At 68.0% G+C, this 25,386-nt stretch carries 21 protein-coding genes and 2 pseudogenes; 5 read left to right on the top strand and 18 right to left on the bottom strand.

The features are described from left to right. From AC1DNG_RS13230 to AC1DNG_RS13275, 10 genes and pseudogenes are all read right to left on the bottom strand, one after another. A partial coding sequence (locus tag AC1DNG_RS13230; protein ID WP_476887555.1) for a helix-turn-helix domain-containing protein occupies nt 1–428 on the bottom strand: 428 nt, incomplete at its 3' end. 128 nt (nt 429–556) lie between these two features. Beyond that, nucleotides 557–1,804: an FAD-dependent oxidoreductase gene (locus tag AC1DNG_RS13235; RefSeq protein ID WP_476887556.1), complete on the bottom strand. Its 1,248-nt coding sequence runs from the start codon at nt 1,802–1,804 to the stop codon at nt 557–559. Between the two features lie 146 nt (nt 1,805–1,950). Next, entirely contained in the window at nt 1,951–4,224 is a 2,274-nt protein-coding gene (locus tag AC1DNG_RS13240) for a gluconokinase, GntK/IdnK-type (RefSeq protein ID WP_476887557.1), read from the bottom strand. Then, nucleotides 4,214–5,111, bottom strand: a pseudogene (locus AC1DNG_RS13245) (enolase C-terminal domain-like protein); the annotation flags it as partial. The pseudogene AC1DNG_RS13245 and the gene AC1DNG_RS13240, both read right to left, overlap by 11 nt. 19 nt (nt 5,112–5,130) lie before the next feature. Next, a pseudogene (locus AC1DNG_RS13250) lies at nt 5,131–6,075 on the bottom strand (sugar kinase); the annotation flags it as partial. Beyond that, nucleotides 6,075–6,746: a bifunctional 4-hydroxy-2-oxoglutarate aldolase/2-dehydro-3-deoxy-phosphogluconate aldolase gene (locus AC1DNG_RS13255; RefSeq protein WP_476887558.1), complete on the bottom strand. Its 672-nt coding sequence runs from the start codon at nt 6,744–6,746 to the stop codon at nt 6,075–6,077. The gene AC1DNG_RS13255 and the pseudogene AC1DNG_RS13250, both read right to left, overlap by 1 nt. Before the next feature lie 77 nt (nt 6,747–6,823). After that, the gene (gene dgoD, locus AC1DNG_RS13260; RefSeq protein WP_056430100.1) at nt 6,824–7,972 is read right to left on the bottom strand and encodes a galactonate dehydratase; all 1,149 of its coding nucleotides are present in this window, start codon (nt 7,970–7,972) and stop codon (nt 6,824–6,826) included. A gap of 7 nt (nt 7,973–7,979) precedes the next feature. Continuing rightward, nucleotides 7,980–8,882 (bottom strand): carbohydrate ABC transporter permease, encoded by a 903-nt coding sequence (locus tag AC1DNG_RS13265; RefSeq protein ID WP_476857978.1) that lies wholly within the window; start codon nt 8,880–8,882, stop codon nt 7,980–7,982. Then, complete coding sequence (locus AC1DNG_RS13270; protein ID WP_476887559.1) at nt 8,879–9,847, bottom strand: carbohydrate ABC transporter permease; 969 nt, start codon at nt 9,845–9,847, stop codon at nt 8,879–8,881. The genes AC1DNG_RS13265 and AC1DNG_RS13270 overlap by 4 nt, the downstream gene beginning before the upstream one ends. Nucleotides 9,848–9,980: 133 nt before the next feature. Next, nucleotides 9,981–11,276, bottom strand: coding sequence for an ABC transporter substrate-binding protein (locus tag AC1DNG_RS13275; protein WP_223913573.1), 1,296 nt, complete (start codon nt 11,274–11,276; stop codon nt 9,981–9,983). A gap of 140 nt (nt 11,277–11,416) precedes the next feature. On the opposite strand from AC1DNG_RS13275, the gene AC1DNG_RS13280 reads away from it, so the two are divergent. Continuing rightward, on the top strand, nt 11,417–12,181 hold the full coding sequence (locus AC1DNG_RS13280) for a FadR/GntR family transcriptional regulator (protein WP_476857979.1): 765 nt from the start codon (nt 11,417–11,419) through the stop codon (nt 12,179–12,181). Between the two features lie 84 nt (nt 12,182–12,265). Here the strand turns inward: AC1DNG_RS13280 and AC1DNG_RS13285 are convergent, their stop codons facing one another. Beyond that, a complete protein-coding gene (locus AC1DNG_RS13285) occupies nt 12,266–13,297 on the bottom strand; it encodes an aldo/keto reductase (protein WP_476871361.1) in 1,032 nt (343 codons plus the stop codon). Between the two features lie 19 nt (nt 13,298–13,316). Then, nucleotides 13,317–14,189 (bottom strand): NAD-dependent epimerase/dehydratase family protein, encoded by an 873-nt coding sequence (locus AC1DNG_RS13290; protein ID WP_476887560.1) that lies wholly within the window; start codon nt 14,187–14,189, stop codon nt 13,317–13,319. A gap of 174 nt (nt 14,190–14,363) precedes the next feature. Between AC1DNG_RS13290 and AC1DNG_RS13295 the strand changes: the two genes are divergently transcribed. Continuing rightward, nucleotides 14,364–14,834 (top strand): universal stress protein, encoded by a 471-nt coding sequence (locus tag AC1DNG_RS13295; RefSeq protein WP_223913569.1) that lies wholly within the window; start codon nt 14,364–14,366, stop codon nt 14,832–14,834. A 10-nt stretch (nt 14,835–14,844) separates the two neighbouring features. Further along, entirely contained in the window at nt 14,845–15,531 is a 687-nt protein-coding gene (locus AC1DNG_RS13300; RefSeq protein WP_476887561.1) for an SRPBCC family protein, read from the top strand. Between the two features lie 63 nt (nt 15,532–15,594). Here AC1DNG_RS13300 and AC1DNG_RS13305 read toward each other — a convergent pair whose 3' ends face one another. Then, nucleotides 15,595–16,959: a phosphoribosyltransferase family protein gene (locus tag AC1DNG_RS13305; protein WP_476873386.1), complete on the bottom strand. Its 1,365-nt coding sequence runs from the start codon at nt 16,957–16,959 to the stop codon at nt 15,595–15,597. Between the two features lie 118 nt (nt 16,960–17,077). Continuing rightward, the gene (gene mgtA, locus AC1DNG_RS13310; protein ID WP_476887562.1) at nt 17,078–19,813 is read right to left on the bottom strand and encodes a magnesium-translocating P-type ATPase; all 2,736 of its coding nucleotides are present in this window, start codon (nt 19,811–19,813) and stop codon (nt 17,078–17,080) included. Nucleotides 19,814–20,057: 244 nt separating this feature from the next. Here mgtA and AC1DNG_RS13315 point away from each other — a divergent pair, with 244 nt between their 5' ends. Next, a complete protein-coding gene (locus AC1DNG_RS13315; RefSeq protein ID WP_476887563.1) occupies nt 20,058–20,792 on the top strand; it encodes a GAF and ANTAR domain-containing protein in 735 nt (244 codons plus the stop codon). A gap of 25 nt (nt 20,793–20,817) precedes the next feature. Here AC1DNG_RS13315 and AC1DNG_RS13320 read toward each other — a convergent pair whose 3' ends face one another. From AC1DNG_RS13320 to AC1DNG_RS13335, 4 genes are all read right to left on the bottom strand, one after another. Then, a complete protein-coding gene (locus AC1DNG_RS13320; protein WP_476887564.1) occupies nt 20,818–21,639 on the bottom strand; it encodes an alpha/beta fold hydrolase in 822 nt (273 codons plus the stop codon). A gap of 143 nt (nt 21,640–21,782) precedes the next feature. Further along, nucleotides 21,783–21,992 carry a hypothetical protein gene (locus AC1DNG_RS13325; RefSeq protein WP_028276113.1) on the bottom strand — a complete coding sequence of 70 codons (210 nt, stop codon included), beginning with the start codon at nt 21,990–21,992 and terminating at the stop codon, nt 21,783–21,785. A 95-nt stretch (nt 21,993–22,087) separates the two neighbouring features. Next, on the bottom strand, nt 22,088–22,501 hold the full coding sequence (locus AC1DNG_RS13330) for a VOC family protein (RefSeq protein ID WP_476887565.1): 414 nt from the start codon (nt 22,499–22,501) through the stop codon (nt 22,088–22,090). Nucleotides 22,502–22,706: 205 nt separating this feature from the next. Continuing rightward, complete coding sequence (locus AC1DNG_RS13335) at nt 22,707–23,273, bottom strand: type 1 glutamine amidotransferase domain-containing protein (protein ID WP_476857985.1); 567 nt, start codon at nt 23,271–23,273, stop codon at nt 22,707–22,709. A gap of 174 nt (nt 23,274–23,447) precedes the next feature. On the opposite strand from AC1DNG_RS13335, the gene AC1DNG_RS13340 reads away from it, so the two are divergent. Then, nucleotides 23,448–25,319 (top strand): Na+/H+ antiporter, encoded by a 1,872-nt coding sequence (locus AC1DNG_RS13340; protein ID WP_476851742.1) that lies wholly within the window; start codon nt 23,448–23,450, stop codon nt 25,317–25,319. Nucleotides 25,320–25,386 lie beyond the last annotated feature (67 nt).

Raw genomic sequence — 25,386 nt, forward strand, 5'->3', positions numbered from 1 at the left:
TTCACATCGACGTGGATCATCGCTCCAGGAGTCTCATGCTCGTAGCGGCGGATGACCTCCCCGGTGCGCTTGTCCACGTGATGCAGCCGGTTCAGCCGGCACCGGACCAGAACCGCGTGCACGGTCGAGGCCGGCATGGCCAGCTTCGCCCCGATCGCGACCGGCCCCAGACGCTGCTTCCAGCGCAGATGCACGACCTTGCGCACCAGCTGCTGCGGCGTCCGGTTCGCCACCCGGTGCGGGCGCGAGGACCTGTCGGCCATGCCGTCCTGACCCATCGCGGCGTAGCGGGTCGCCCACCGTTTGGCCGTGGGCCAGGCGCAATTGAACTGCTCGGCAGCCCGGGACACCGGCCAGCCGTGATCTACGACCAGACGCGCGACGCGCAAACGTTGGCGTGGAGTCAAAGCGGCATTAGCGTGAGACATTGAGGACCTCCTGGTCGCTGCAGCGGTTGTCTAAGCAACTCCACTGTGCAACCGGAGGTCCTCACCTTTAGGTCAACGACTCCAGCGAGTCATCACATTCACCGAACCAACGTCCCTGGGCAGTACAGCTAGGGCTGCGGCTGGGGTTCGGCCCGCCGCGCGAAGGCCGGTGCGTGCTCGGGGCGCGGGCCAAAGGCGATGAAGCGGGGAATGATGGTGCGGAACACCGGAACGTGCCGGGCAAAGAACAATGCCGCGGCCGGAGCCTTGGACCGCTTCCCGGTCAGGATCGGGCCGAAGACTGCCCTCTGCATGAGCCGTTGGACGCTCTGCACAATGACGGTGGGCAGCCGGCGCCGCCGCTCGACTTTCTCCAGGTCTGCCGTGGTCACCCGGCCCCGGAGCAGTGCGGGGGCAAGGTACTCGGCGGCGGCGGCCGCGTCCTGGATGGCGAGGTTGATTCCGACGCCGCCGGCCGGGGACATCGCGTGCGCGGCGTCCCCGATGAACAGCAGCCCGTTGATGTGCCACGAGTGCAGCCGGTTCAGCCGCACGTCGAGCCAGTGGAGGTCATCAAGGGATTCGATGGCGTCAACCCGGTCCGCAAGATCCGGGCGGAGGGCCGCCACCCGCCGTCGGAAGCCCTCGACGCCTTCCGCGCGGATCCGGGCGTCGGCGCCCTTGGCGGCGAGGTAGCCCATTTGGTAGTAGTCGTTGCGGAACAGGGCCAGCAGCGCCTCGCCGGGGCCGAACGCCGGCACGAGCCCGGCCACCTCACCCGTTTCGGAGGGATAGCGGGGCAGCCGGAACCACCACGTGTCGAAGGGTACCGGGAACTCCTTTGGCGCCAGCCCGGCCGCGGTGCGCAGCGCGGAATGGCGGCCGTCCGTGGCAACCACCAGGTCCGCCAGGAGCTCGTCCTGTGTGCCGTCGGCGGTCCGGAAGCGGACTCCGCGGACACGGCCTCCGTTGCGGACCAAGCCCGTGGCGGTGTGGCTCATGAGCAGCGTAAACCCCGGCTCCTGGGCTGCGGCCTCGGCGAGGAAGCTCAGGAAATCCCATTGCGGCATCATGGCAATGTAGTTGTACGGCGGCGGCAGGGCGTCAAAGTCGCCCATGGTCACGGGCGCCCCGCCCGGGACCGGGAAAACGACATTCTTCAGGCGGCTCTGCGGCAGCCGGCGGAACTCCCGGCCGAGTCCGAGTTCGTCAATGAGCCGGATCGTGGACGGGTGCACCGTGTCGCCGCGGAAGTCGCGCAGGAAGTCGGCGTGCTTCTCCAACACCGTCACCCGCACCCCGGCCCGTGCCAGGAGCAAGCCCAGCATCATCCCTGCAGGTCCACCGCCCACCACCGCGCATCCGGTCTTCTCCATGGCCCCACGCTACGCCTGCGAGGGGTGCCGCGGGAGGGGTTTTTCGCGCCGGTTTCGGGCTTTCGCGGCGCAAAATACCCTGCGCTACGGGAATCCTCGTAGCGCCGGGTATTTTGCGCCGCGTCAGGTCAAGAACGCAGCGTGGCTTAGAGCCGGGTGTCGAAGGAGTCGCAGAAGACGTTCTCGTTGAACGTGCCCTGGAACTCCGACTTGCCCTGGATCTTCTCGATGGCGGCCCGGATGGCTGCCGGCGTGCCCGCGTGGGCGTGGATGGCGGTCTTGACCATCGGCACGTCAATGAGGTGGTTGGGCTGGTTGAGCGAGACGAACACCGTGGGGACCTCGGTGGTGTACCAGGGGATCTCGGCGGCCATCGGCGTGGACCACTTGATCCGGATCGCTGCCTCCTGCGCGAAGCCCTTCACATTGGCAAACACGAACGCGGCGTCATATTTGTCCGCGTAGTCCCCGGTGGCTTCCTCGGAGATGACGGACATGAAGTTCACGCCTTCCTCCCCTGCCGCCTTGCGCTGCGCCGCCGTCTTGAAGAGGTGCACCTCAAAACCGGCCCGCTCCAGTTCCTCGGCCACCACATCGAGGTAGGCCAGGGGATCCGCCATGGTGAAGTCCGAGCCGCCGGAAATGCCGTACAGCCGGATCCGCTTGTGCGTCCGCGGTGTGATGGGCAGGTTCTGCGCAGTGTCCTTCACCAGGGTGACGGTCTTGTCCGCAATTTCGGCGGCGATGGCCAGGTGCGCTTCGCTGCCGATTCGGGCCAGCGCCTCGGCTGGCGGAACCAGCGCCCCTCGGGACTTCAGGTGCAGTCCGAGCGAGGCCTTGAGGGCCAGGATCCGGCGCAGCGCGTCATGCAGCCGCGCTTCGGTGATGACCCCGGACTTGTAGCCGTCCAGCATGTACCCGAAGTCCTCGGCCGGGTTCCGGAAGAACAGGAACATGTCACACCCGGCCGCAATGGTGGCCGGGACGAGCTCGCTGCGCTTCATGGCCTGGGTGAGGCCGATCATCTGGGACGCATCGGTCAGGATCAGCCCGTTGAAGCCGAGCTCGCCGCGCAGCAGGTCCTGGAGGAGTTCCGGCGCCAGGGTCGCGGGCAGGATGTCCCCCGCCGCGAGGCCCGGGCGGAAATGCCGTGACAGGTCCGGCGCACCGATGTGCCCGACCATGATGGACTGCACGCCGTGCCCGATCATCTCCCGGTACACGTGCCCGTAGGTCGCGTTCCACTGCTCGTAGCCGAACGTGTTGTAGGACGTGACCACGTGCTGGTCCCGCTCGTCCAGGCCGTCACCGGGGAAGTGCTTCATGGCGCACACGGTGGGCGATTCGCTGATGCCGTCGAAGTACTCCTTGGCCCGTTCCACCACGATCTCCGGGGTGTTGCCGAAAGCCCGGGTGGAGATGACGGTGTTGCGCCAGTTGTAGTGGATGTCCACGATCGGCGCGAAGGCCCAGTTGCAGCCCAGCGCGGCGGTCTCCACCCCGGCAACGCGCCCCATCTGGCGGGCGATGCCCTTGTCCGGGTGCGAGCCCGCCTGCAGGTGGGTCGAGACGAACGTCCCGTCGTCGCAACTGCCGGCGCCGCCCATTTCCGGGTTCGATGCGATCAGCAGCGGCACCCGTGTCTTGGACTGCGCGTACCGGATGTGCTCCTGCACCTCGGCCGACGGCCCCGGCCGGTACCGCATGCCGCCCACGTGATACTGCTCCAGGACACCGTCGAGGTATTCCGGGGAGTAGTCGTTGTTGTGGTTGATGAACAGCTGCCCGATCTTTTCCTCGTCCGACATGGAGCCGATGGTGGACTCCACCCACGCAATCGCGGCATCGTCGAGGTTGAACGGCGCGGCCTTCAGGTCCACCAGGAACCGGGTGGCTCCGCCCTGCAGCCCGTCAAGGGCCGCAACAGTGTCGTCAACGATCTGGTTCACTGGCGTGGCGATATCCACTACAACACTCGCTTCATCCGTTTGGAGTTCTTCCAGGGTTTCGAGCTGCGAATCCAGCAGCGAGAGCGGCATGAAATGGCCCGGACGCGCTGCCATGCGGCTGCCGAGCAGTTCCCGGGTGCCGTGCAGGTGCACGAACACCACGGAGGAGTCCCCGCTGCGGATGATGTCGCGGTAGGAACGCTTGAGCGCGCTGCACGCGATGACCAGCCCGGAGTCCGACGCCGCGAAGCGCCTGCCGACCTCGGCCAGCCAGGGTGCCCGGTCGTCGTCGTCCAGCGGGGTACCCGAGGCCATCTTGTCGATGTTCGACTGCGGGTGCAGCGAGTCGCCGTCGAGGAATTCCGCCCCCAGGCGGTCGGCGATGGCCGCGCCCACGGTGCTTTTGCCGCAACTGGTCACGCCCATGACGACAATGTGGGCGGGACCGGCGGACTTCAGCTCACCAGTCATGGACGGTGCCGTCGACGAGGCGGTTGTAGGGCAGGTAGGCCTGCTGGTAGGGGAACGCGGCGGCGGCTTCTTCGTTGAATTCCACGCCGATGCCGGGCGCCTCGCCCGGGTGGAGGTAGCCGTCGACGAAGGTCATGGATTGTTCGAAGACCTCGTTGGTCGCATCCGAGTGCTGCATGTATTCCTGGATGCCGTAGTTGTGGATCGCCAGGCCCACGTGCAGCTGCGCGGCGAACCCGACCGGGGAGATGTCGGTGGGGCCGCCAGAACAGGTCGTAGGGTTCGAGGGCCTTGCCCAGCTTCGCGGCCTGGATCGGGGTCATCCGGTGRTGCCCGTCGTGCAGCARCGGGAGTTCCGGGCCGAACTCGTTGCGCACCGCCTCGAACACGGTGGGCAGGTGGCGGAGGTAGGCGCGGGTGTCCCAGTCCTCTTCCTGCGGGAACGCGCCGCGCCCGGCCGGTTCGTAGTCGTAGCGCTCCCCCGAGGCCTGGGCCTGGGCCGCGACGCCGTAGACGGCCTTGATCCCGGGCACCGCGGTCTGGATCCGGATCGACTTGTAGCCCAGTTCCAGGTGCTCACGGACCGAATCGAACAGGGACGGCAGGTCCGCGCCGGAGGCGTGCCCGTAGGCGCGCAGCCCGTTCCGGGACGCCCCGCCCAGGAGCTGGTAGACCGGCATCCCGGCGAGCTTGCCCTTGATGTCCCACAGCGCCATGTCCACCGCGGCGATCGCGGCCATCGTGACCGGGCCGCGGCGCCAGTACGAGGACCGGTACAGGAACTGCCAGGTGTCCTCGATCCGGTGCGGGTCCTTGCCGATCAGCAGCTGCGCGACGTGCTCCTTCAAATAGGCGGCCACGGCGAGCTCGCGCCCGTTCAGGGTCGCCCCAGTCCCCCGCGGTGCTGACGGCGAAGGCTCCCGCCAGGGCGCCGCGCTGCAGGCGGCCGGCGACGTCGGCGCCGTCGAGCAGGGCGGACAGGTAGCCGGCGGTGAAGGCATCCCCGGCGCCCACGGTATCGATGCTGGTCACAGGCACGGCGGGCACTTCCCATCGCCCGTCGGCGGTGTGGACACCGGCGCCGGCGGCGCCGCGCTTGACCACGACTTCGCGGACGCCGCGCTCCAGCAGTTCGGCGGCCATGGCTGTTTCGGCGGCATCTGCATCTGTATCGGCATCGCCGGGGTGCGGTGATCCCTCCGGGCCAGCCCCCACCGGGGCAGCGACCAGCCCGAGCTCATCGTCGGAGGCGATCACGATGCTGGCGTGCCGGGCGAGCGGCGAGAGCGCGGCGCGGGCCTCCTCCCGGGTCCAGAGCTTGCTGCGGTAATTGACGTCGAGGGAGACCTCCATGCCTTCGGCGGCGGCGCGCTCGGCCGCGTACTCCACGGCCTTGCGGGCGTCGGGGCTGAGGGCGGCGGTGATGCCGGTCAGGTGCAGGATCCGTGCCCCGGCCGCCAGGGCACGGTCCAGGTCCTCCCGACCGAGGGTGGACCCGGCGGATCCGGCGCGGTAGTAGAAGGCCCGGGTGACATCCGCGGTGCGCTGTTCAAGGAACATCACCCCGGTGTTCCTTGCCGCGTCAATCCGGTGCCGCAGCCCGATCCCCTCGGCGCGCAGCTGCCGCAGAATGTACTCCCCGTGCGGGTCGGCGCCGACAACCCCGGCCCAGGTGACGCTGTGCCCGAGCCGGGCGACCCCGACGGCCACGTTCGATTCGGCCCCGGCCACGTGCATGCCGAGGCTGCCGCCGGCGGACAGCGGGCCGGCGGACCGCAGCGAGACCATGGACTCACCAAACGTCAGCAGGTCGACGCCCTCCCCAGCCAAAGCCGGGCCGACGGCGGCCATCACCGCAGGCTCTCCGCGCGTGGGCGGCCGAACCCGGCGGCCAGGGTCAGGAAACCGCGGGCCCGCTCCCGCATCGGGGCGAGGTCGCCGCCGGAGCCGGCATCGCCGAACAGCGGTCCGCCGAGCCCCACGGCAATGGCGCCGGCTTCCCAGTAGCCCTCGGCTTCATCCAGCCCGACGCCGCCGACGGCGATGAACGGGATCCCGGGGAACGGGTCGCGGAGCGCCTTGAGGTAGCCCGGACCGCCGATGGAAGCGGGGAAGAGCTTGACGGCCGTGGCGCCGCGGTTCATGGCTTCGTGGGCTTCGCTGGGTGTCAGCGCACCGGCGAGCACAGGCAGTGCCAGCCGGGCCGACTCGGCAATCGACTCTGCCAGCGACGGGGTCACCATGAACTGGCCGCCCGCATCGGCGACGCGGGCAACGTCCTGGGCCGTCAGCACCGTTCCGGCACCGACGAAGCAGCCCGCGGGGGCGGCCGCGCGGACTTCACGGATGGCTTCAAGGGCCCGTGGCGTGGTGAGCGCTATTTCGACATACCGGAAGCCCTCCTCCATCGCCGCGAGGGCTGCCTTCGCGGCGGCCGCGCCGTCCGTGCCGCGCACAATGGCCACCAGCCGGCTTTCCTGGATCCCGGCCAGCAGCAGTTCGGGCGTCAGGGTGTTCTCCATGTCAGGCTTCTCCTTCGGGGCAAATACGTCAGGGCAAATACGCCGGGGCGACAGGTCCGGTCCCAGCGTTCCGGCGTTCACCACTCGGCGAAGGCGCCGTCGGGGTGCCGCCAGACGGGACCGCGCCAGGCATGCCCGCGCTTGTCCGCGGCCCGGACCACGGCCTCGTCAATCTCGATGCCCAGGCCCGGGCCGGTGAGCCGTTCAATGTGTCCGTCCACGAACTTCAGCGGGGACTTGTCCACCACGTAGTCCAGGACTTCGGCGCCCTGGTTGTAGTGGATGCCGATGCTTTGCTCCTGGATCAGGAAGTTGGGCGTCGCGAAGCCCACCTGCAGGCAGGCGGCGAGCGCCAGCGGGCCCAGCGGGCAGTGCGGGGCGAGCTGGACCTCGTAGATTTCGGCGAGCGAGGCGATTTTGCGGACCTCGGTGATGCCGCCGGCGTGGGAGAGGTCCGGTTGGGCCACGGCGATGCCGGCCTGCAGCGCGGGCAGGAATTCCTGCCGGCTGTAGAGCCGCTCACCGGTGGAGACCGGCGTCGTCGTGGAGGATGTGAACTCGCGCAGCAGGTGCGTGTTTTCCGGGACCACCGGCTCTTCGAGGAAGAAGGGCCGGTACGGTTCCAGCAGCGGCGCCACCCGGCGGGCGTTGGCGAGGCTGAAGCGGCCGTGGAAGTCCACGGCGACGTCGCGGTGATCGCCGAGGACCTCGCGGGCGGCGGCGACGCGGCGGACGACGCCGTCGAGCTCGGCCACGGAGGCGATGGGGCTCATCCGGCCGCTGGCGTTCATCTTGACCGCCGTCAGGCCGACCTCCAGCTGCGCGCTGATCTGGTCCGCCACCTCGTTGGGCTCATCCCCGCCCACCCAGCCGTACATCCGGATCCGGTCCCGGACGTGGCCGCCGAGCAGCTGGTGCACGGGCGTGTTGAAGTGCTTGCCGGCGATGTCCCAGAGGGCCTGGTCCAGGCCGGACACGGCGCTGGCCAGGATGGGCCCGCCGCGGTAGAAGGACCCTTTGGTCATGACCTGCCAGTGGTCCTCGATCCGGAGCGCGTCGTTGCCGATGAGCAGCTCGGAGAGCTGGTCGACGGCGGTGCGCACGGTTTCGCTGCGGCCTTCGCAGCTCGCCTCGCCCCAGCCGACGATCCCGCTGTCCGTCTCGATCCGGACGAAGAGCCAGCGCGGAGCGACGAGGAACGTTTCAATCCTGCTGATGAGTGTCATCTGTTGCCTAGCCCTTGGTCGCGCCAGCGGTCATGCCGGAGACGATGTACTTCTGCGTGAAGAGCGCAATGATCATGATCGGAATGGTGACCACGGTGGCGGCCGCCATGAGTCCGCCCCAGTCGATACTGGCGTAGGAGACGAAGTCGAAGATCGCGACCGGCAGGGTCTTGGTCTTGGAGCCGGAGAGCACCAGGGCGAACATGAAGTTGTTCCACGAGAAGATGAAGGACAGGATGCCGGCGGTGGCCATGCCGGCGACGGAGAGCGGCAGGGTGATGCGGCGGAAGGCGCCGATCGGGGTGAGGCCGTCCACCTGGGCCGACTCCTCCAGCTCCAGCGGCAGGGAATCGAAGTAGCTCATCATGATGTACACGATCAGCGGCAGCGCGACGAACATGTGGCTGAGGATCAGCACCTCGAAGCCACCCACCATCTTCAGGTTGGAGAAGACGTAGTACCAGGGCACCAGCAGGGAGACGCCGGGGATGACGCGGGCCATCAGGACCACAAGGGCCGAGCGGTGCATCGTGAACCGGCTCATGGCGTAGGCGGCGGGCACGCCCAGGACCAGCGACAGGGCAGTGGAGACGAAGGCCACCCAGAAGCTGTTGAAGATGAAGACGAAGTAGTTGTTCCGCTGCAGCACATTGGCGTAGTTCTCGAACGTGGGCGTGAACAGGAACGACTTGCCGGTGTCGTAGATGTCCACGTTGGTCTTGAGGGATGCCAGCAGCATCCAGAACAGCGGGGCGATCAGGAACAGCACCACGGCCACCAGTGCCGCCACGCGGAACACCTTGTACGCGCGGGTGCCCAGCGGCTTCCGGGGGCGCGGCGCCGGTGTGGGCCGGGCGGGGTCTGCGGTCCGGGGCTCGGTGTTTTCTGTGTTTTCTGTCAGTACGGTCATTTGCTTACCGCTTTCTTGCGCATGGTCAGCAGCCACATGGAGCCGATGATGATCATGAAGAACAGGATCAGCACCGCGGAGGAGAGCCCGTACTGGTTGTAGTCGAAGCTCAGCCCGTAGGCGTAGACGTTGAGCGTTTCCACTTCGTGGAAGGACCCGCCGCCCTTGCCCTTGGTGGCGTAGAGGATGTCGAAGGTCTTCAGGGCGTCGATGCCCCGGAGCAGGATGGCGACGATCACGGTCGGCATCATGAGGGGCAGCGTGATGAAGAAAAAGCGCTGGAAGGCGTTGGCGCCGTCCATCCGGGCCGCCTCGTCGGGTTCCTCGGAGAGCGAGGTCAGTCCGGCCAGGAGGATCAGGACCACCATGGGGGTCCACTGCCACACATCCATGAAGATGGTGGTGCCGAGCGCCGTGTCCTGGCCGGAGAGCCAGGGCTGGGCGGGAATCCCGACCATGCCGAGCAGCTGGTTGACGAAGCCGATGTTGGGATCGAAGATCAGCCGCCACATCATGCCGACGGCCACGGGAGTGGCGACGAGCGGGAGCAGGATGGCCACGCGGACCCATTTTTCGCCGCGGAACGGGCGCCACAGCAGCAGCGCAATGCACATGCCGAGGACCACTTCGCAGACAAGGGCAACGCCGGTGAAGCTCAGCGTGCGGCCGACGGCGGGCCAGAAGCGTTCGACGTCGGAGAGGACCGTGAGGTAGTTCTGCACGCCAACAAACTCGGAGGTCGCCCGGACCGAGCCCTGCGAATCGGTCAGACTCAGGTACAGGGTCCAGCCGAGGGGGAAAACGATCAGGACGCCGACGAAGATCATGGCGGGGGCGGCGAAGAGCCATTTGCGGTGCCGGTTGGCCCAGCCGGAGAAGTTCTCGCGTGCACCGGGGGTGCGGGCGCCCTTGCGGCCGGACGGCGGCTGGGTCTGGGCGCTGCGGGGAGTGGTCAATACAGACATGGTTCACCTAAGGAGTTGGGGGTGAAGTGAAAAGCTGGCCGCGGCGGGACGACATCGGACCGCCGTCCCGCCGGGCTGTTTGGTGCTCAGGCGCAGTGCTCAGGCGCGAAGCCTGGCTGGCGCGCCGGGGGCGCTACTTCTTTTCGCTGTCCAGGAACTTCTGGAAGGCGTCGTGCGCCGTGTCGGCTGCGGCGGACGAGTCAGAGCCGGTGATAGTGGCGACGATCGGGCCGCCCACGATTTCGCGGGCCTTGCCTACGGTGACAACCTCGGGACGGTCGTGCCCGACGCCGTTCTTGGCGCTGGCGGAGATGGCCTCGGCGAGGTCCTTCGGGTAGGTGGAGGTGCCGGCCTGGTCCGCCCAGACCGAGGCGCGGGGTCCGGGGACTCCGGCCTTCTGTGCCTCGAGGGTGCGTTCCTTGCTGGTGGCCCACTGGATGAACTTCCAGGCGTTGTCCTGGTTGCTGGATGCCTGGTTGATGGCGAGGCCCCAGGACGGGATGTTGTACGGCTTGGAGCCGGCGGGGCCGGCGGGCAGCGCGGCGAAGCCGACGGTGTCGGCGACCTTGGACTTGGCCGGGTCGGTGGCGTTCTTGTAGAGCGAGTCGGCCTCCGTGTAGAAGGCGGCCTTGCCCTGGGTGAAGATCGCCATTGCCTCGGGCCAGCTCATGTCGGTGCTGACGTTGGCGGGGCCGTAGTTCTTGATCAGGCCGCCGTAGAACGCGTAGGCCTTCTTCGCAGCGTCGGAGTTGACGGCGGACTTGCCGCTGGCGTCGGTGAAGTCGCCGCCGAAGCTGTACAGGAAGCTGGAGAACTGGGTGACGGCGGCGGACTTGCCGGTGCGGGCCACGAAGCCGGCCGTGCCCGGGGAGGAAGCCTTGATGGCCTTGGCCGCGGCTTCGAGCTCGTCCATGGTCTTGGGAACCTCCAGGCCGGCGGCCTTCAGCAGGTCCTTGCGGTAGTAGAGGACTTCGCGCTCGGTGATGATCGGGACGCCGACCACCTTGCCGTCAGCGGTGGTGGCCTTGACCGGGCCCTCCTGGTAGTCCTTCCAGTCCCACGCGGCGTCCGAGGAGACCTTGGACGTCAGGTCCGCGAGGTAGCCGTTCTTCGCGAACGCCTTTCCTTCCTGGAGCGGGCGGTACATCATGACGTCGATCTCGTCGCTGCCGGCGTTGAGCTTGACGTTGTACTGGTCCGAGAGCTGGTCTTCGCCCAGCTGGGTCAGTTCGACCTTGAGCCCGCTGGACTTCTCGAATTCCGGAATGGCTGCCTTGATGCCCTCGGTCCAGACGTGGTTGGCGAGGGTGACCCGGACGGTGCCGGAGGTCTTGGCGTCGGCGCTGCCGCTGGCCCCGCCGCAGGCAGTCAGGCCCAGGGACAGGACGGCGGCGACGGCCGCGTACTTCGCAATTGAACGTCGCTTCATTACGACTTCCTTTGGTTTTCAGGGCTGGGCGTCTCTGTCCAGCCGGCTGCAAATGCATCTTTACATCTGCTCTGGAAGTGATCTTAGGTAAATAAAGCAGATTTATACAAGACCTTGAGGGCTCCCAGTATGATTTATTTATGAAAACTCCAAAGGCGGAGCCAACAGCAGACCTGCACGCCGTGCTGCTCCAGAACCTGGGGCTTGCCATCGCCGAAGGGACGCTGGCACCGCACTCGATCCTGCGCCTGGACGAGATTGAGGCCCGGCACAACGTCTCCCGGTCCGTGGTGCGGGAAGCCACCCGCGTGCTGTCCTCCAAGGGGATGCTGGAGTCGCGGCGGCGGCTGGGGACGGTGGTGCAGCCGGAGGAATCGTGGAATGCGTACGACCCGCAGGTAATCCGCTGGCGGCTGGCCTCGTCAAAGCGGCTGGAGCAGCTGCAGGCCCTGAACGAACTCCGCGGGGCAATCGAACCGGCGGCCGCCCGCCTCGCCGCCGGGAGGGCTTCCTGGGATGCCGGGAGCGACCTCGTCTCGCTGGCCGCACGGCTGTGGGCATCCGGCCAGCGCGGAGACCGGGACGAGTTCCTGCGGCTCGACATCGAATTCCACGCGTCAGTACTCCGGGCCTCCGGCAACGCCATGTTCGCCCAGCTGCATAACCTGGTCACCGAGGTCCTGACCGGGCGCACCCAGCACGGCCTCATGCCGCACTTGCCACACCACGAGGCCCTGCAGCTGCACGTCGATGTGGCCAGCGCCATTCAGCGCGGCGAGGCGGACGCCGCGCACGCCGCCATGAGCAGGATCGTGGAGCAGTCCACGGAGGAAATGGGCGACATCTGGTCCAGCTATCATGCCGGCGGCCCCGCCTCCCCGGAAGGGCAGCACTCCCCCGAATGACAGCGCGGGGTCACTTCCGGCCCATTTGCGCCCCCCGGACCGGCGCTAAGTGACCCCGCGTTGCCTTGTTAGCCCGTTGCCTTGTTAGCGGCCGCCCTCGAGCTTCCGGCTGCGCTGTTCCTGGGCCATCGGCCCGTACGGATAGACTCCGACGCGCGGCCGGCTGGCCTCGGTCAGCCGCTCCGTCTCCCCCGCGGTGAGCCGCAGATCCGCGGCCGCGAGATTGTCCGCCAGCTGCGCGGTGGTGCGGGCGCCCAGGATCACCGAGGTGACCGCCGGCCGGTCCGCCAACCAGGCCAGCGCCACCTGGGAAGGGCTCACGCCGTGGCGCCCGGCGGTCTGCTCCACCTCGGCAATCACGTCCCAGGTGCGGGGATCGGCGTTGCGGGCCGCCCAGGCCTCCATCCCCCGTTTCGGGTTTTCGCCCAGACGGGTGGCCCCGGCCGGCGGCTGGTCGCGCTTGTACTTGCCGGACAGCCACCCGCCGCCCAGCGGCGACCATGGCAGCAGCCCGATCCCGGCGTCGAGTGCGGCCGGAACAATTTCCGACTCGATCTCACGGACCAGCAGGCTGTACTGCGGCTGCAGCGTCACCGGGGCACTCCAGCCATGTGCCTTCGCCACATGGACCGCCTTGGTCAACTGCCAGCCCAGGAAGTTGGAGAAGCCGTAGTAGGCGATTTTGCCGCTGGTGACGGCGTCGTGCAGGAACCGGAGGGTCTCCTCGAGGGGCGTAACAGGGTCCCACGCGTGCAGCTGGTAGAGATCGATCTGTTCTACGCCGAGCCGGCGCAGCGAGTCATCGAGTGCCCGGACAAGGTGCCGGCGGGAGGTTCCGACGTCGTTGGGGGCCTGGCCCATCGGGAAGCGGCCCTTCGTGGCCACCACCGCCCGGTCCCGGACCTCGGCCCGGTCCGCCAGCCACCGGCCGATGATTTCCTCCGACACCCCCGAGCTGTAGACGTCGGCGGTGTCGATGAAGTTGCCGCCCGCCGCGAAGTAGTCATCCAGAATCGCGCGGGATTGCTCCTCGGTGGCCTCGGCGCCAAAAGTCATGGTGCCCAGCGCATAGTTGGAGACGACGGCGCCGCTGTTGCCCAGGGTGCGGTATTGCATGGAGCTCCTCAAGTTGGGGTCAGTCTTCAGTGGGGGTGGTGCGCAGCGGGTGGTAATTCCGCCAGGTGTGCTCCGGCGCGTAACCCAGCAGCCGTTTGGCCTTGTCGATCGAGAGCATGGTCTCGTGCTCGGCCAGGTCCTTGACCACTTTGACGTTCGGGAACACCTCGGCGGCCAGGCTGGCGCTGGAGCGGCTCATCACCGTGTCCTCGTTGGCGATGATGAACGCCTCGAACCCGGGCTTACCGTGCTCCAGGGCTCGGGCCACGGCCTGGGCGCCGTCCCGGCCGTCAATGTAGCCCCAGAGATTCCACTTGCGCGCCCGCGCGTCGTGGTCGAAGGAGGGGAATTCCTCATAGTCCTCCGGGTCCATCACATTGGAGAACCGCAGGCCGGTGATGCTCAGGACCGGGTCCCAGCGGGTCAGCTGGATGGCCATCTGCTCCTCAAGGTGTTTGACCAGGGAGTACGTGCTTTCCGGCCGGGCGGGGTAGTCCTCGTCCACCGGGATGTAGGGAGGGTCGACGTCGAAAGGCAACCCCAGCACCGTCTCACTGGACGCGTAGACGATTTTCTTGATCCCGGCCCGCCGGGCAGCCTGGAACACGTTGTAGGTGGACTGCATGTTGTTCTCGAAGGTGGCGGCATCCGGGGCATGTCCCGGTGCGGGAATCGCGGCCAGGTGCACCACGGCGTCAAAGCCGGCATGGCGGTCCTCCAGGCCGAGGAACACGTCCACCACCTGGCCGTAGTTGCGCAGGTCCACCTCCGTGAAGCCCGGGCCGCGCACACCGGTGCGGTCAAGGTTGGTCACCTCGTGCCCGTCGTCGCTGAGCCGCCGCACGACGTTTCGGCCCAGCTTTCCGCTTCCTCCGGTAACAGCAACTTTCATCAGGAACTCCTCGGGTGGCAGGCTCGGCTGACCGTCATGGTCAGGCCGGGGGGCCGGCACCTGCTCCGGTGCCGGCGGTCACCGTTCCACCCTAAGCGGAGGCGGCCACGGTGCCCAGCCCCGCGTGACTTTCGGCCCTAGGCAGTCCCGGGGGCAGGGGCAAGGCTGGGGACCATGAACGGTGATCAGCGCATTGTCGTGGGTGTGGACGGTTCCGAGTTTTCGACGACGGCGCTCCGCCTCGCCGGGCGCATGTCCACCGCTCTGAACATCCCGTTGGAAGTCATCACATGCCTGGGAACTTCCGATTTCTTCCTGGCCTCCCACCTGCCCGAGGACAGAACGCCCACCCTCGATGAGCTGGAGGAGACCGCCGAACGCCTCGTGGACCAGGCACTGGAGCGGGCCTTCGGCGAATCGCGTCCGGAAGGACTTACCCGCTCGGTCAAGTTCGGGGCGCCCGCCAAGGTCCTCGTCGAGGAAAGCCAGCACGCCGAAATGCTCGTGGTGGGCCGGCGCGGCAAGGGCGGCTTCCTCCATCAGGTCATGGGCTCGGTGAGCGCGGCCGTAGCGGCCCACTCCCACTGCCCAGTGGTGGTGGTCGGGCCGGAATCGGACGACCCCAGGGGCCGGACCAGCGCATGAGGTCCCTCGCGTGAACGGTCAGCACGTCCCCGGCCGGTTGCGCGGACCGCTCGCGGCGCTGGCTGCGGCATCGGCGGGCGCAGCCTACGTCCTGGCCGTCCGGCCGCGGCTCCTGCGCTGGGGGGCTACCACCCAGGAGGCCGCCGGCCCGCTCGCCGGGGACGAGATCGTGCCCGCCCCGCGCATGCAAAGCACCCGCGCGATCACTATTGCGGCCCCGGTGGCAGAGGTCTGGCCGTGGCTTGTCCAGATGGGCGCCGGGCGGGGCGGCTTCTACTCCTACGACTGGCTCGAACGCGGCGCGGGTCTGGGCATCCGGAGTGCGGACCGGATTCTCCCGGAGCTGCAACGCCTGAAAGTTGGCGACGTCGTTCCGCTGTCCCCCGACGGCGGCCTTCCGGTCCGGCTCATCCAGTCCGGGGCGGCGCTGGGGCTGGGCGGAACCATCGATCTGCGCACGGGGAGGATGTCGCCGGCAGGGGTCCGTCCCATCGGGCGCCGGCTGGACGTCGGCTGGACGTTCGTGTTGCGACCTGCTGGGCCCCAGGCCACCAGGCTGCTGTCCCGCACCCGGTACGACTTTTCGCCCCTGGCGGAGGGTCTGGCCCTGCGTGCACTGCTGGAACCGGTGCAGTTCCTGATGGAACGGCGGATGCTCCTGGGGATCCGGTCCAGGGCAGAGGGCCGCCGGCGCTAGGGTCCGCGGGATTCGTGGTCCCGGCCCTCCCCGGTTCTGGCCACCTCAGACGCCCGCGGCCCCTCAGACGCCCGCGGCCCGCGCGCCGGCACCGTTCGGGGGCAGCAGGTAGTCGACAAACCAGTCCCGCGCCAGGATGGCCGCCGCCGCGAGCGTGCCCGGCTCTTCAAACAAGTGCGTTGCCCCCTGCACGACGGCGAGCTGGCTGGGACTGCGCATCATCGCCTTCGCCCGGCGGTTCAGTTCCAGGACCTCGTGGTCCAGGCTCCCCACAATCAGGAGCGTGGGCGCCTTGACGGCGGACAACCGCGGGCCGGCGAGGTCGGGGCGGCCGCCGCGGGACACGACAGCCGCGATCCGCGCCGACGGCTCCGACGCCGCCCACAGCGCAGCCCCGGCTCCCGTGCTCGCACCGAAGTACCCCAGAGCGCAGGAGGCCGTGTCCGCCCGGGTGGAAAGCCAGTCCGTTGCCGAGGACAGCCTGCGGGCCAGGAGTTCGATGTCAAAGACGTTGGCGCGGTGGCGCTCCTCCGCCGGCGTCAGCAGGTCCAGCAGCAGCGTGCCGAGACCGGCCTGCTGCAGGACGCCGGCCACGTACCGGTTCCGGGGGCTGTGGCGGCTGCTGCCGCTGCCATGGGCGAACAGCACCACGGCGCTGGCCGGCACCGGAAGGTGCAGCTGGGCCTGGAGCCGCACCGCGCGGGACGGGATCTCCACTTCCTCGTCGACGTCGGCGGCAGTGCCGGCGCGGGTCGCCGTCGAGGTCCAGAAGGGCGGCGGTGCGGCCTCGACGCGTTTGGCCGCAAGATCGAGCAGGCGCAACACCTCGTCGTCGTCAGTCGGCGAGAAGTCCCGGTAGTGGTATCCGACGGCGGTGAACTGGCGCGGCGTCGCCAGGCAGACCACTTCGTCCGGTTCCGTCAGGTCGGCGAGGGTCTCGGCGGGGGCAACCGGAACGGCCAGGATCACGCGGGCCGCACCCTGTTTGCGGGCGACCCGGCAGGCCACGCGGGCGGTGGAGCCGGTGGCGATCCCGTCGTCGACGATCACCGCGATGCGTCCGGTCAGGTCGTGCCGGGTCCGGCCCTTCCGGAACAGGACCACCCGGTTTTCCAGCACGCCGCGTTCGCGTTCTTCAACAGCCTGGAGTTCCGCACCGCTGATCCGCGCATGGGCCAGGACCTCCTCGTCCAGGACTTTGGCGCCGCCTTCACCGATAGCCCCCATGGCGAGCTCGGGCTGGTAGGGAAGCCCAAGTTTCCGCACCACAATCACATCCAGGGGAGCATCCAGGGCTGCGGCGACTTCGAAGGCCACAGGCACGCCGCCGCGCGGCAGGCCCAAGACCACAATGTCCTGGCCACGCAATTCCGCCAGACGCCTGCCGAGCTGCCTGCCGGCGTCGACCCTGTCTTCAAAAATGCTCATGGGCTATGGCTTTCAAGTCGAAGCGTGGGCCATCGGCCATCAGTCGTGTGCTGCTGAAACTGGTGCGCTCCTACGGGTTCCCCTAACCCGAACAGGACCAGGTGGCCGCTGACTCCAACTATCCGCCCGCGCCCGAAACCCTGTGAGGGCCTTTATGCCCGAGTTTGCGTCGGCGGCGCCAGCCCGGGCCACGGTGGACGAGCAGCGGCCTGGCCGCCGGGATGCTGAAGCGGGCGGCCCGGCGGGCGATGCGGTGGGTCTGGCCGCGGTGCCGGAGCGCCGCCGGCTCGCGTGAGACAGGCTGCTGGGCGGCCCGGGAGTAGAACCAGACTTTCGCCATTTCCACCAGCACCAGGTACACCACTGCCATCCCGAGCAGGGCGAGGAAGAACGGCACAGGCAGCGGATCGAAGCCCAGCACGCCGGCCAGGGGCGAGAACGGCAGGTACACCCCGAGGGCCACCACGCCCAGGGAGGCCCCGACCAGGCCCAGCGACGGCCTGCTCCGGAAAAAGGGCACGCGCCGGGTCCTGATGACGAAGATGATCAGCGTCTGCGTCACGATGGACTCGATGAACCAGCCGGCCCGGAATTCGCCCGGAACCGCGTCGAAGACGAAAAGCATGAGGGCGAAGGTCGCGAAGTCGAAGATGGAGCTGATGGGGCCAAACAGGAACATGAAACGCCGGATGAAGCCGATGTCCCAATGCGATGGGGCCACCAGCTGTTCCTTGTCCACCCGGTCGCCCGGAATGGCCAGCTGGCCGGCATCGTAGAGCAGGTTGTTGAGCAGAATCTGGCCCGGCAGCATGGGCAGGAAACTCAACACCACGGAGGCCGTGGCCGCGCTGAACATGTTGCCGAAGTTGCTGGACGTGCCCATGAGAACGTACTTGATGGTGTTGGCGAAGATCCGCCGGCCTTCCATGACGCCCTCGGCCAACACCCCCAGGTCCTTGTCGAGCAGCACGACGTCGGCAGCGTCCTTGGCGACGTCGGTGGCGCTGTCGACCGAGATGCCGATGTCCGCGGCATGCAGTGCGAGGGCGTCGTTGACGCCGTCGCCCATGAACCCGACGGCGCCGCCGCTTAGCCGCAGCAGCCGGATGATCCGCGCCTTCTGTTCGGGCGACACGCGGGCGAAGATGCTCGCCTCCCGTGCGGCGGCGGCCAGCTCCGGATCGGACATGGCCTCCACGGCGGCGCCGCTGAGCGTCCCGCCGGAGAGCACGCCGAGTTCGTCACAGACCTTTTCGGCGACCCTGGCGTTGTCGCCGGTGGCGATCTTGACCGTAATGCCGAGCGCCTCGAGCTGGTCAAGGGAGGCCCGTGCATTGGCTTTGGGCCGGTCCAGGAAGATGAGGAAACCGGCAAGGACCAGATCCTTCTCGTCGGGCGGCGTCAGGTCCTCCAGGCCGCCAGCGGGTCGCGTTCCGACAGCCACCACCCGGGATCCGGCGTCGAACTGCTTGTCCAGCATCGCCTGCACGTCCGCCGGCGTGCCCACGCAGAGGGCCAGGACGTCTTCCGGCGAGCCTTTTGTGATGATGCGGGCAGGTCCGTTCGCTTCGCGCACCAGCACGCTGGTCCGGCGGCGCTGGTGGTCGAAGTCTATGACGTCCAGGCGTTCGTAGCGCTCCGGCCGGAAGCCCGCCGCGTCGGGTGATTCCCAGAGGGCTGCATCCAAGGGGTTCAGGCCAACCGTAGAGAGCCTCGCCTCGGCGTATTCGGCCTCTGTCGCCAGCAGTCCGAGCGTGAGCAGCTCAGCGGGCTCGATGCCCGCGCCGACGGGCAGCGCGGCGGTGAAGCTGATCCGGCCCTCGGTCAGCGTCCCGGTCTTGTCCGTGACCAGGATGTCCATGTCGCCCAGGTCCTCGATGCAGACCAGGCGCTTCACCAGGACCTTGCGCCGGGCCAGCTGCCGGGTGCCCGTGGCCAGGCTGGTGCTGACCACCGCGGGCAGCAGCTGCGGAGTGATGCCGACCGCGATCGCCAGGGAGAACAGCAGGGATTCGATCACGGGCCGGTGCAGCAGCAGGTTCGCGACGAAGATGAGCGAGCTCAGTCCGATGGCCACTTGCAGCAGCAGGAAGGAGAACCGCTTGAGGCCCAGCTGGAACTCGGTCTGCGGCTGCCGTTCGCCCAGGCCCAGTGCAATCCGGCCGAATTCCGCCCGGCCCCCGGTGGCTACCACCACTGCCGTGCAGCTGCCGGACTGGAGCACGGTCCCCATGAAGACGCAGCTGGTCAGGTCCGCCAGCGGGGCATCCTGCGGCACAGGCGCAGGATCCTTGGCGACCGGCAGCGATTCCCCGGTCAGGATGCTTTCATCACACAGGAGGTCCTTGGCCGTCAGCACCCGCATGTCCGCCGGAATGATCGCGCCGATCCCCAGGTGGACGACGTCGCCGGGCACCAGCGCGGTGACGTCGATTTCGCCCGGACTTCCGTCGCGGACGACGACGGCGCGGTGCGTGACGCGGGAATGCAAGGCCTCCGCAGCGCGTTCGGCCCGGTATTCGTTGCTGAACCCCAGCCCGACGCTGACCAGCAGGATCACGCCGATGACGATCGCGTTCGTGGCGTCCCCGAGAAACAGTGAAAGCCCGGCGGTGATGAGCAGGAGGAGCAGGATGGGGCTTGCCAGCTGCCGGCCCAGCACCGACCACCCGCTGGCCATGTGGGTCCGCACCGCATTCGGCCCTATTTCCGTCAGGCGCCTGCCCGCTTCGGCACCCGTCAGTCCGTTCCCGCCCGAGCCCAGCTCGGCCAACACGGCGGCAACAGGCCGGCCCGCGGCGCGGGCGATCGCCAGCGGGGCGGAGGGTAAGTCCTTGACGTCCAGCTCTGGCATACGGAATCCGTTCGCGACATTTCGCCTAAGGCACAGCTTATGCCCGGGACGAACGGTTCAGGAGCCGTCCGGCCCGGAGCCCTGTGTGGAACCTGCGTTTCCCGGATGTATATACTCTCCCGGTACGGTTTTGCAGCGAGCCGTTGGATTGTTCTTCGATCCGGCCGCTGCCGTATCCGCTCCTTGCCGCGGTGGAAAGCACAGCCGGGTCGTCTTGACCTGAGTGAAACGGCACAACAGATAAGTGGTCAGCGAGTCAACCGCAAATTCAATAAACCAGCAGCTGCATGAACTGGTGCTCAGCAGCTCCGACGTCGAGGACTTCCTCTGGGAGCTGGCCCGCGTATCCGCGCGCAGCCTGTCCGAGCCCGGGGACGAGATCCTGTGCGGCATCACGCTTTTTCGGGAAAAGAAGGCGGCCACCGTCGCGAGCAGCAGCCCCGCCGCGCAGGCCATGGACGAAATCCAGTACACCTTCGGTGACGGCCCTTGCATGACGGCTTCCCGGGAACAGGTAACCGTCCACGTTGAGGACCTTGAACTCGATGGCCGTTGGCCGCAGTACGCCGCGGCGGTGCGGGGGCACGGCTTCCGGTCGATCCTGGCGCTGCCGTTCCTGCTGGAAGGCGAGACCCGGGCCGCCCTGAACCTCTATTCGCACCGGCCGGGCCGGTTCGATCACCGCGCCACGGAGCTGGCCCGTGACTTCGTCCACCAGACGTCCATGGCGCTGCGCCTCGCCGTCCGGTTCGCGCACAGCAGCGATACAGCCGCCAACCTCAAGGCCACCCTGGAGACGCGGACCGTGATCGACGTCGCCGTCGGCATCATCATGGCGCAGAACCGCTGCAGCCAGGACGAGGCGTTCGAGCTCCTGAAGTCGGCCTCGAGCGCCCGGAACATCAAGCTCCACGCCGTCGCGGCCGGGGTGGTCGAGTCACTCGGGCAGGGCCCCACCCGGACCCACTTCGACGTCTAACCCCGGCCCCGAGCAGCCAGTGCGGTCAGGCCGGGCTTCCGGGCAGCGGCTCGCCCGCCGCCGCGCCAAGGCCCGTGAACGCCAGAATGCCGTCCCGCACTTCGAGGGCCCGGTTGTGCTGGACGACATGCCCGGTTCCCTGCACTTCCAGCAGCCTCCCGCGGCTGGCGAGCCCGGCCAGCCGGCGGCACCAGTCTGCATCCGCGATGGGGTCGTTGGCGCCGCGCACCACGAGGACCGGTGCGCTGACGCCGGCGATCTTCTGTTCCATCGGGTACTCCATCATGACCTGCAGGGTCTTGAAGTACCAGGACGGGCCGCAACGCAGGTAGTCGGTGAAAACCAAGGCGTTCGAGGAGGGACTCTCGTAGAACAGGCAGTCACGGCCCAGCGCCAGGCCCATCTGTGCCACGGATCCGTGCCTGGGGTCCACCACGGGACCCATCAGCACCACATTCGAGATCTGTTCCGGCTGCTGAAGGGCCGCTTCCAGAGCCATCTGTGTTCCCATTGAGTGCCCCACCAGCACTATTTCCGCCACGCCAAGCTGTTCCATGGCGCCGAGGATGTAACGGGCGTGGTCGGCAATGGACAGCTGGTACGCGGGCTTGGGGGTGGCACCGAATCCCGGCAGGTCGATGGAGTAGGTCTCCCTCGACCCGGCCAGGAGCCGGTGCAGCCGGCGCAGGTAGCGGTGTGACGCGCCGATTCCGTGGATGAGCACGACGGCGGGCGCGGACCCGCCGGCCATTTCGCGCGAGGCGAAGACGTGGCCGGCGTGGCCCGCGGCTGAAATCTCCAGGCGGACCGGACCGGTCATGCTGTAAACGACCGCGGCGGGGAGCACGGGTACAGGAGGGACCGCGTGGCAGCTGCCGGGGTCATGAAGGGCTCGTTTCGTCGCCGGGTGGTCAGCCCAGTCTAGTAAGCCTGCTGGCTAGAACCCTGACGCCGTGCGGGGCGGCCGGCCCTTCAGGATGATCGGGCGGATCAGTTGTCCCGTTTGTCCCGCTCCTCGAACTCCTCATCGAGGTCATAGTGCCGGAATTCCGTCTCCGGATTCGGCTCCCCCTCCACCACGTACTCATAGTCCAGTTGGCGCTCGACTTGGCTGTCGAGTACCTGAAGATCCTTGTCCGGCAACTTGCTGAGATCCTCCGGGAAGTCATCTTCCGGGCTGAGGTGCAGCTTCTCGGTCATTGCATGGCTCCCTTGGCCAGGGGTTGGACTCGCGCTTGCACTGTCCTGGCTGCATTCAGGATAGCCCTTACTGCCGGCGCGGCCGAGGGCCCGTTTTAGGCGGGCTCGGAGCCTACGTTTACCAGCCAGTCCACACCAAACCGGTCCTTGCACATGCCGAAGACGTCGCCCCAGGGTGCCTTCTCCAGCGGCATGGCGACTGTGCCGCCATCGGCCAGCTTGTCGAAGTAGCCGCGGAGCTCAGCTTCGTTGGATCCGCTCAGGGACACGGAAAAGTTGTTGCCCGCGGTGTAGTCCATGCTGTTGGGCGTGTCCGCGCCCATCAGCACCATGCCGGCGTCCGTCCTGAGCTGGGCATGCATGATTTTCTCCTGCTCCGCCGGGTCTTCGCTGGCGTGGTATTCGGCGAAGGTACTCATGGTCAGTTCCCCGCCGAACACCGACTGGTAGAAGGTCATGGCGTCTTTCGCGTTGTTGCGGAAGCCGAGGTAGGGATTGAGCGTAGTCATGTCCGAAACTCCTTGCTGTTGGGGGCGCCGGCCGGGCGGCAACGACGACGGTGCACGGTACAGGGCATATCCTGCCGCAAAACCAACAGCGTGGGTAGATGTCCGGCCGCGGAACCGGGCAGCCCGCGACTAAGCAGGTGAACGGCCGGCCGAATGCGTCCGACGGCGGCCGGTGCCGCCGTCGGACGCTGCGGCGGGATTGCGGCTAAGGCGTCTGGCCTGCGTGCTCGCCTTCGGCGATTTCCTCAAGGAGTTTGGCGTTGAAGGCCGGAAGGTCACGCGGGCTGCGGCTGGTCACCAGGCCCTGGTCCACCACGACCTGTTCGTCAGTCCAGATCGCGCCGGCATTCCTCAGGTCCGTCTGCAGCGTGTGGTAGGAGGTCAGGTTCCTGCCGCTGACCACGCCGGCGTCGATGAGCAGCCACGGGCCGTGGCAGATGGCGGCGACGGGCTTGTGCTGCTCGAAGAAGGCACGCGTGAACGCCTGGGCCTCCTTGTCGACCCTGAGGTGATCGGCGTTGACCACGCCGCCGGGGATGACCAGGGCGTGGAAATCGGCGGCGTCGGCCCGCCCCACGGCGAGGTCGACGGCGAACCGCTGTCCCTTTTCGGTGCCGTCATAGCCCTGCAGCTCTCCGCTCTTGGGCGAGACCAGGGTTGGCACACCGCCGGCTTCCTTGACGGCATCCCACGGGCTGGTCAGCTCCACTTGCTCCACACCGTCCGTCAGCAGGAACGCGACTTTCTTGCCGGAAAGATTGTGCTCTGACATGTGTCCTCCTCGTGCCGGGCGCGGGCCGGCAACATTCGTTCAGTGCCGGCGCCACGCGCAGTGTCCCACTTGGTTTGCAGTGTTAACTCTAGAAAGCCGCCAAGTCGTAAGCAAGCTGATGATGCATTGCAGGGATCCCGCCGGCACAGGACGGGAAGCTGAGAGAATGGGCCCATGGAAGTCGCTTTCGGGCTGCTGGCCCTCGTCGCCATCGTCTGTGCCTGCAGCGCACTGGGCCAAAGGATCAACATCTCCGTCCCACTGCTGCTGGTGCTGGCCGGCGTGGTGTGCTCGTTCCTGCCGTTCGTTCCGACCATCGAACTGAACCCCGAAATCGTTCTGGTCGGGCTGTTGCCGCCGCTGCTCTATGCGGCGGCGCTGCAGACCTCGCTGTTCGATTTCCGTTCCAACCGCCGCTCCATCGGCCTGTTGTCGGTCGGCTACGTCATTTTCGGCACCGTCAGCGTCGGGCTGGTGGTCGCCTGGCTGTTTCCCGAGATCCCGCTGGCGGCCGCCATGGCCCTGGGCGCCGTCGTCGCGCCCCCTGACGCCGTGGCGGCGACGGCGATTGCGCGAAAGGTGGGCATGCCCCGCCGGGTTGTCACCATCCTGGAGGGCGAATCGCTGGTCAACGACGCCACGGCGCTGGTCTGCCTGCGTGCTGCCATCGCCGCGATCGCCGGAGTTGTCTCCGCCGCGGAGATTGCCGGCGGCTTCGTCCTGGCGGTTGGCGGGGGCGTGGCGGTGGGCGTTGCCGCGGCCTTCGTGCTCACGGCGCTCCGCAAGCGGATCCGCAACGTGGCCATCAACACTTCCACTTCCCTGATCGCCCCGCTTGTCGCCTACCTCCCGGCGGAAGCGATCCACGCCTCCGGCGTCCTGGCCGTCGTCGTCACCGGGCTGATCATGGGGACCAAGGCGCCGTCCATGCCAAACGGGGCGGCACGGCTGAGCCAGCGCAGCAATTGGCACACGGTCCAGTTCCTGCTGGAGAACTCCGTTTTCCTGCTGATCGGGCTGCAGGTCCGGACCATCATCGAGGGCGTCCGGGATGACTCGCTGGGGCCGGAACGGATCTGGTTCGGCTGTGCCGCCGTGCTGCTGGCCGTGCTGGTCCTGCGCCCGGTCTGGGTCTTCCCCGCAACGTACCTGCCGCGGCTCATTCCCGCGGTCCGGCGCAAGGATCCCGCGCCGCCCTGGCAATTTCCGGCGATCGTCTCCTGGGCCGGCATGCGCGGCGTGGTGACGCTTGCCGCCGTCCTGGTCCTGCCGGCGGAGCTGGAGCACCGGTCGGTCCTGATCCTGATGGCCCTCGTGGTGGTGGCCGGCACGCTGACCCTGCAGGGTTTCACGCTCCCGGCGCTGGTCCGGTTGCTGCGCGTGAAGGGACCGGACCCGCGCGAGGACGCGCTCAACGAGGCGTCGCTGATGCAGATGGCGACGGCGGCTGGCGTGCAGCGGCTCCAGGAACTGCGTTCGGACGCCGATCCCCCCGAAGTCGTGGCGATGCTCAAACGGCGCACCCAGGAGCGCGGGCTGGCCGCATGGGAGCGGCTGGGCCGGCCGTCCGCCGAAGCCGCCACCCCCAGCCAGCGGTACGCCCAACTCCGGCTGGCGATGCTGGACGCCGAGCGCACCAAGGTCCTCGAGCTGCGGCGCGGCGGCGGATACGCGCACGAGGTCCTGGTCAACGTCCTTGACCGCCTCGACGTCGAAGAGTCCATGCTGGACGCCGCACTGGAGGAACCGGATGCGGACGGCAGCGGCGGCGAGGGAATCGCCCGGCCCCGCGGCGTTTGTCCGCACCTGGAGTCCGCCCCCGATCTCACCGTCCCGTCTGGCCCCTTCTGCGAGGCGTGCGAACGGGAGGGGACGACGACGGTGCATCTGCGGATGTGCCTGCAGTGCGGCAACGTGGCCTGCTGCGATTCCTCGCCGGGAACCCACGCGTACAAACACTTCCAGCTCAGCGGCCACCCCGTCATGCGCAGCGTCGAGCCCGGCGAGGACTGGCGCTGGTGCTACCCGGACGAACTTCTTGGCTAGGCCGCAGGCGCCGGCCAGTGCCGTCCGGCGTCGGTCCCGGGCGCCCCTGTTCACCGCACCATCCCCT

This window comes from Arthrobacter sp. 01T425 (genome assembly GCF_056398725.1).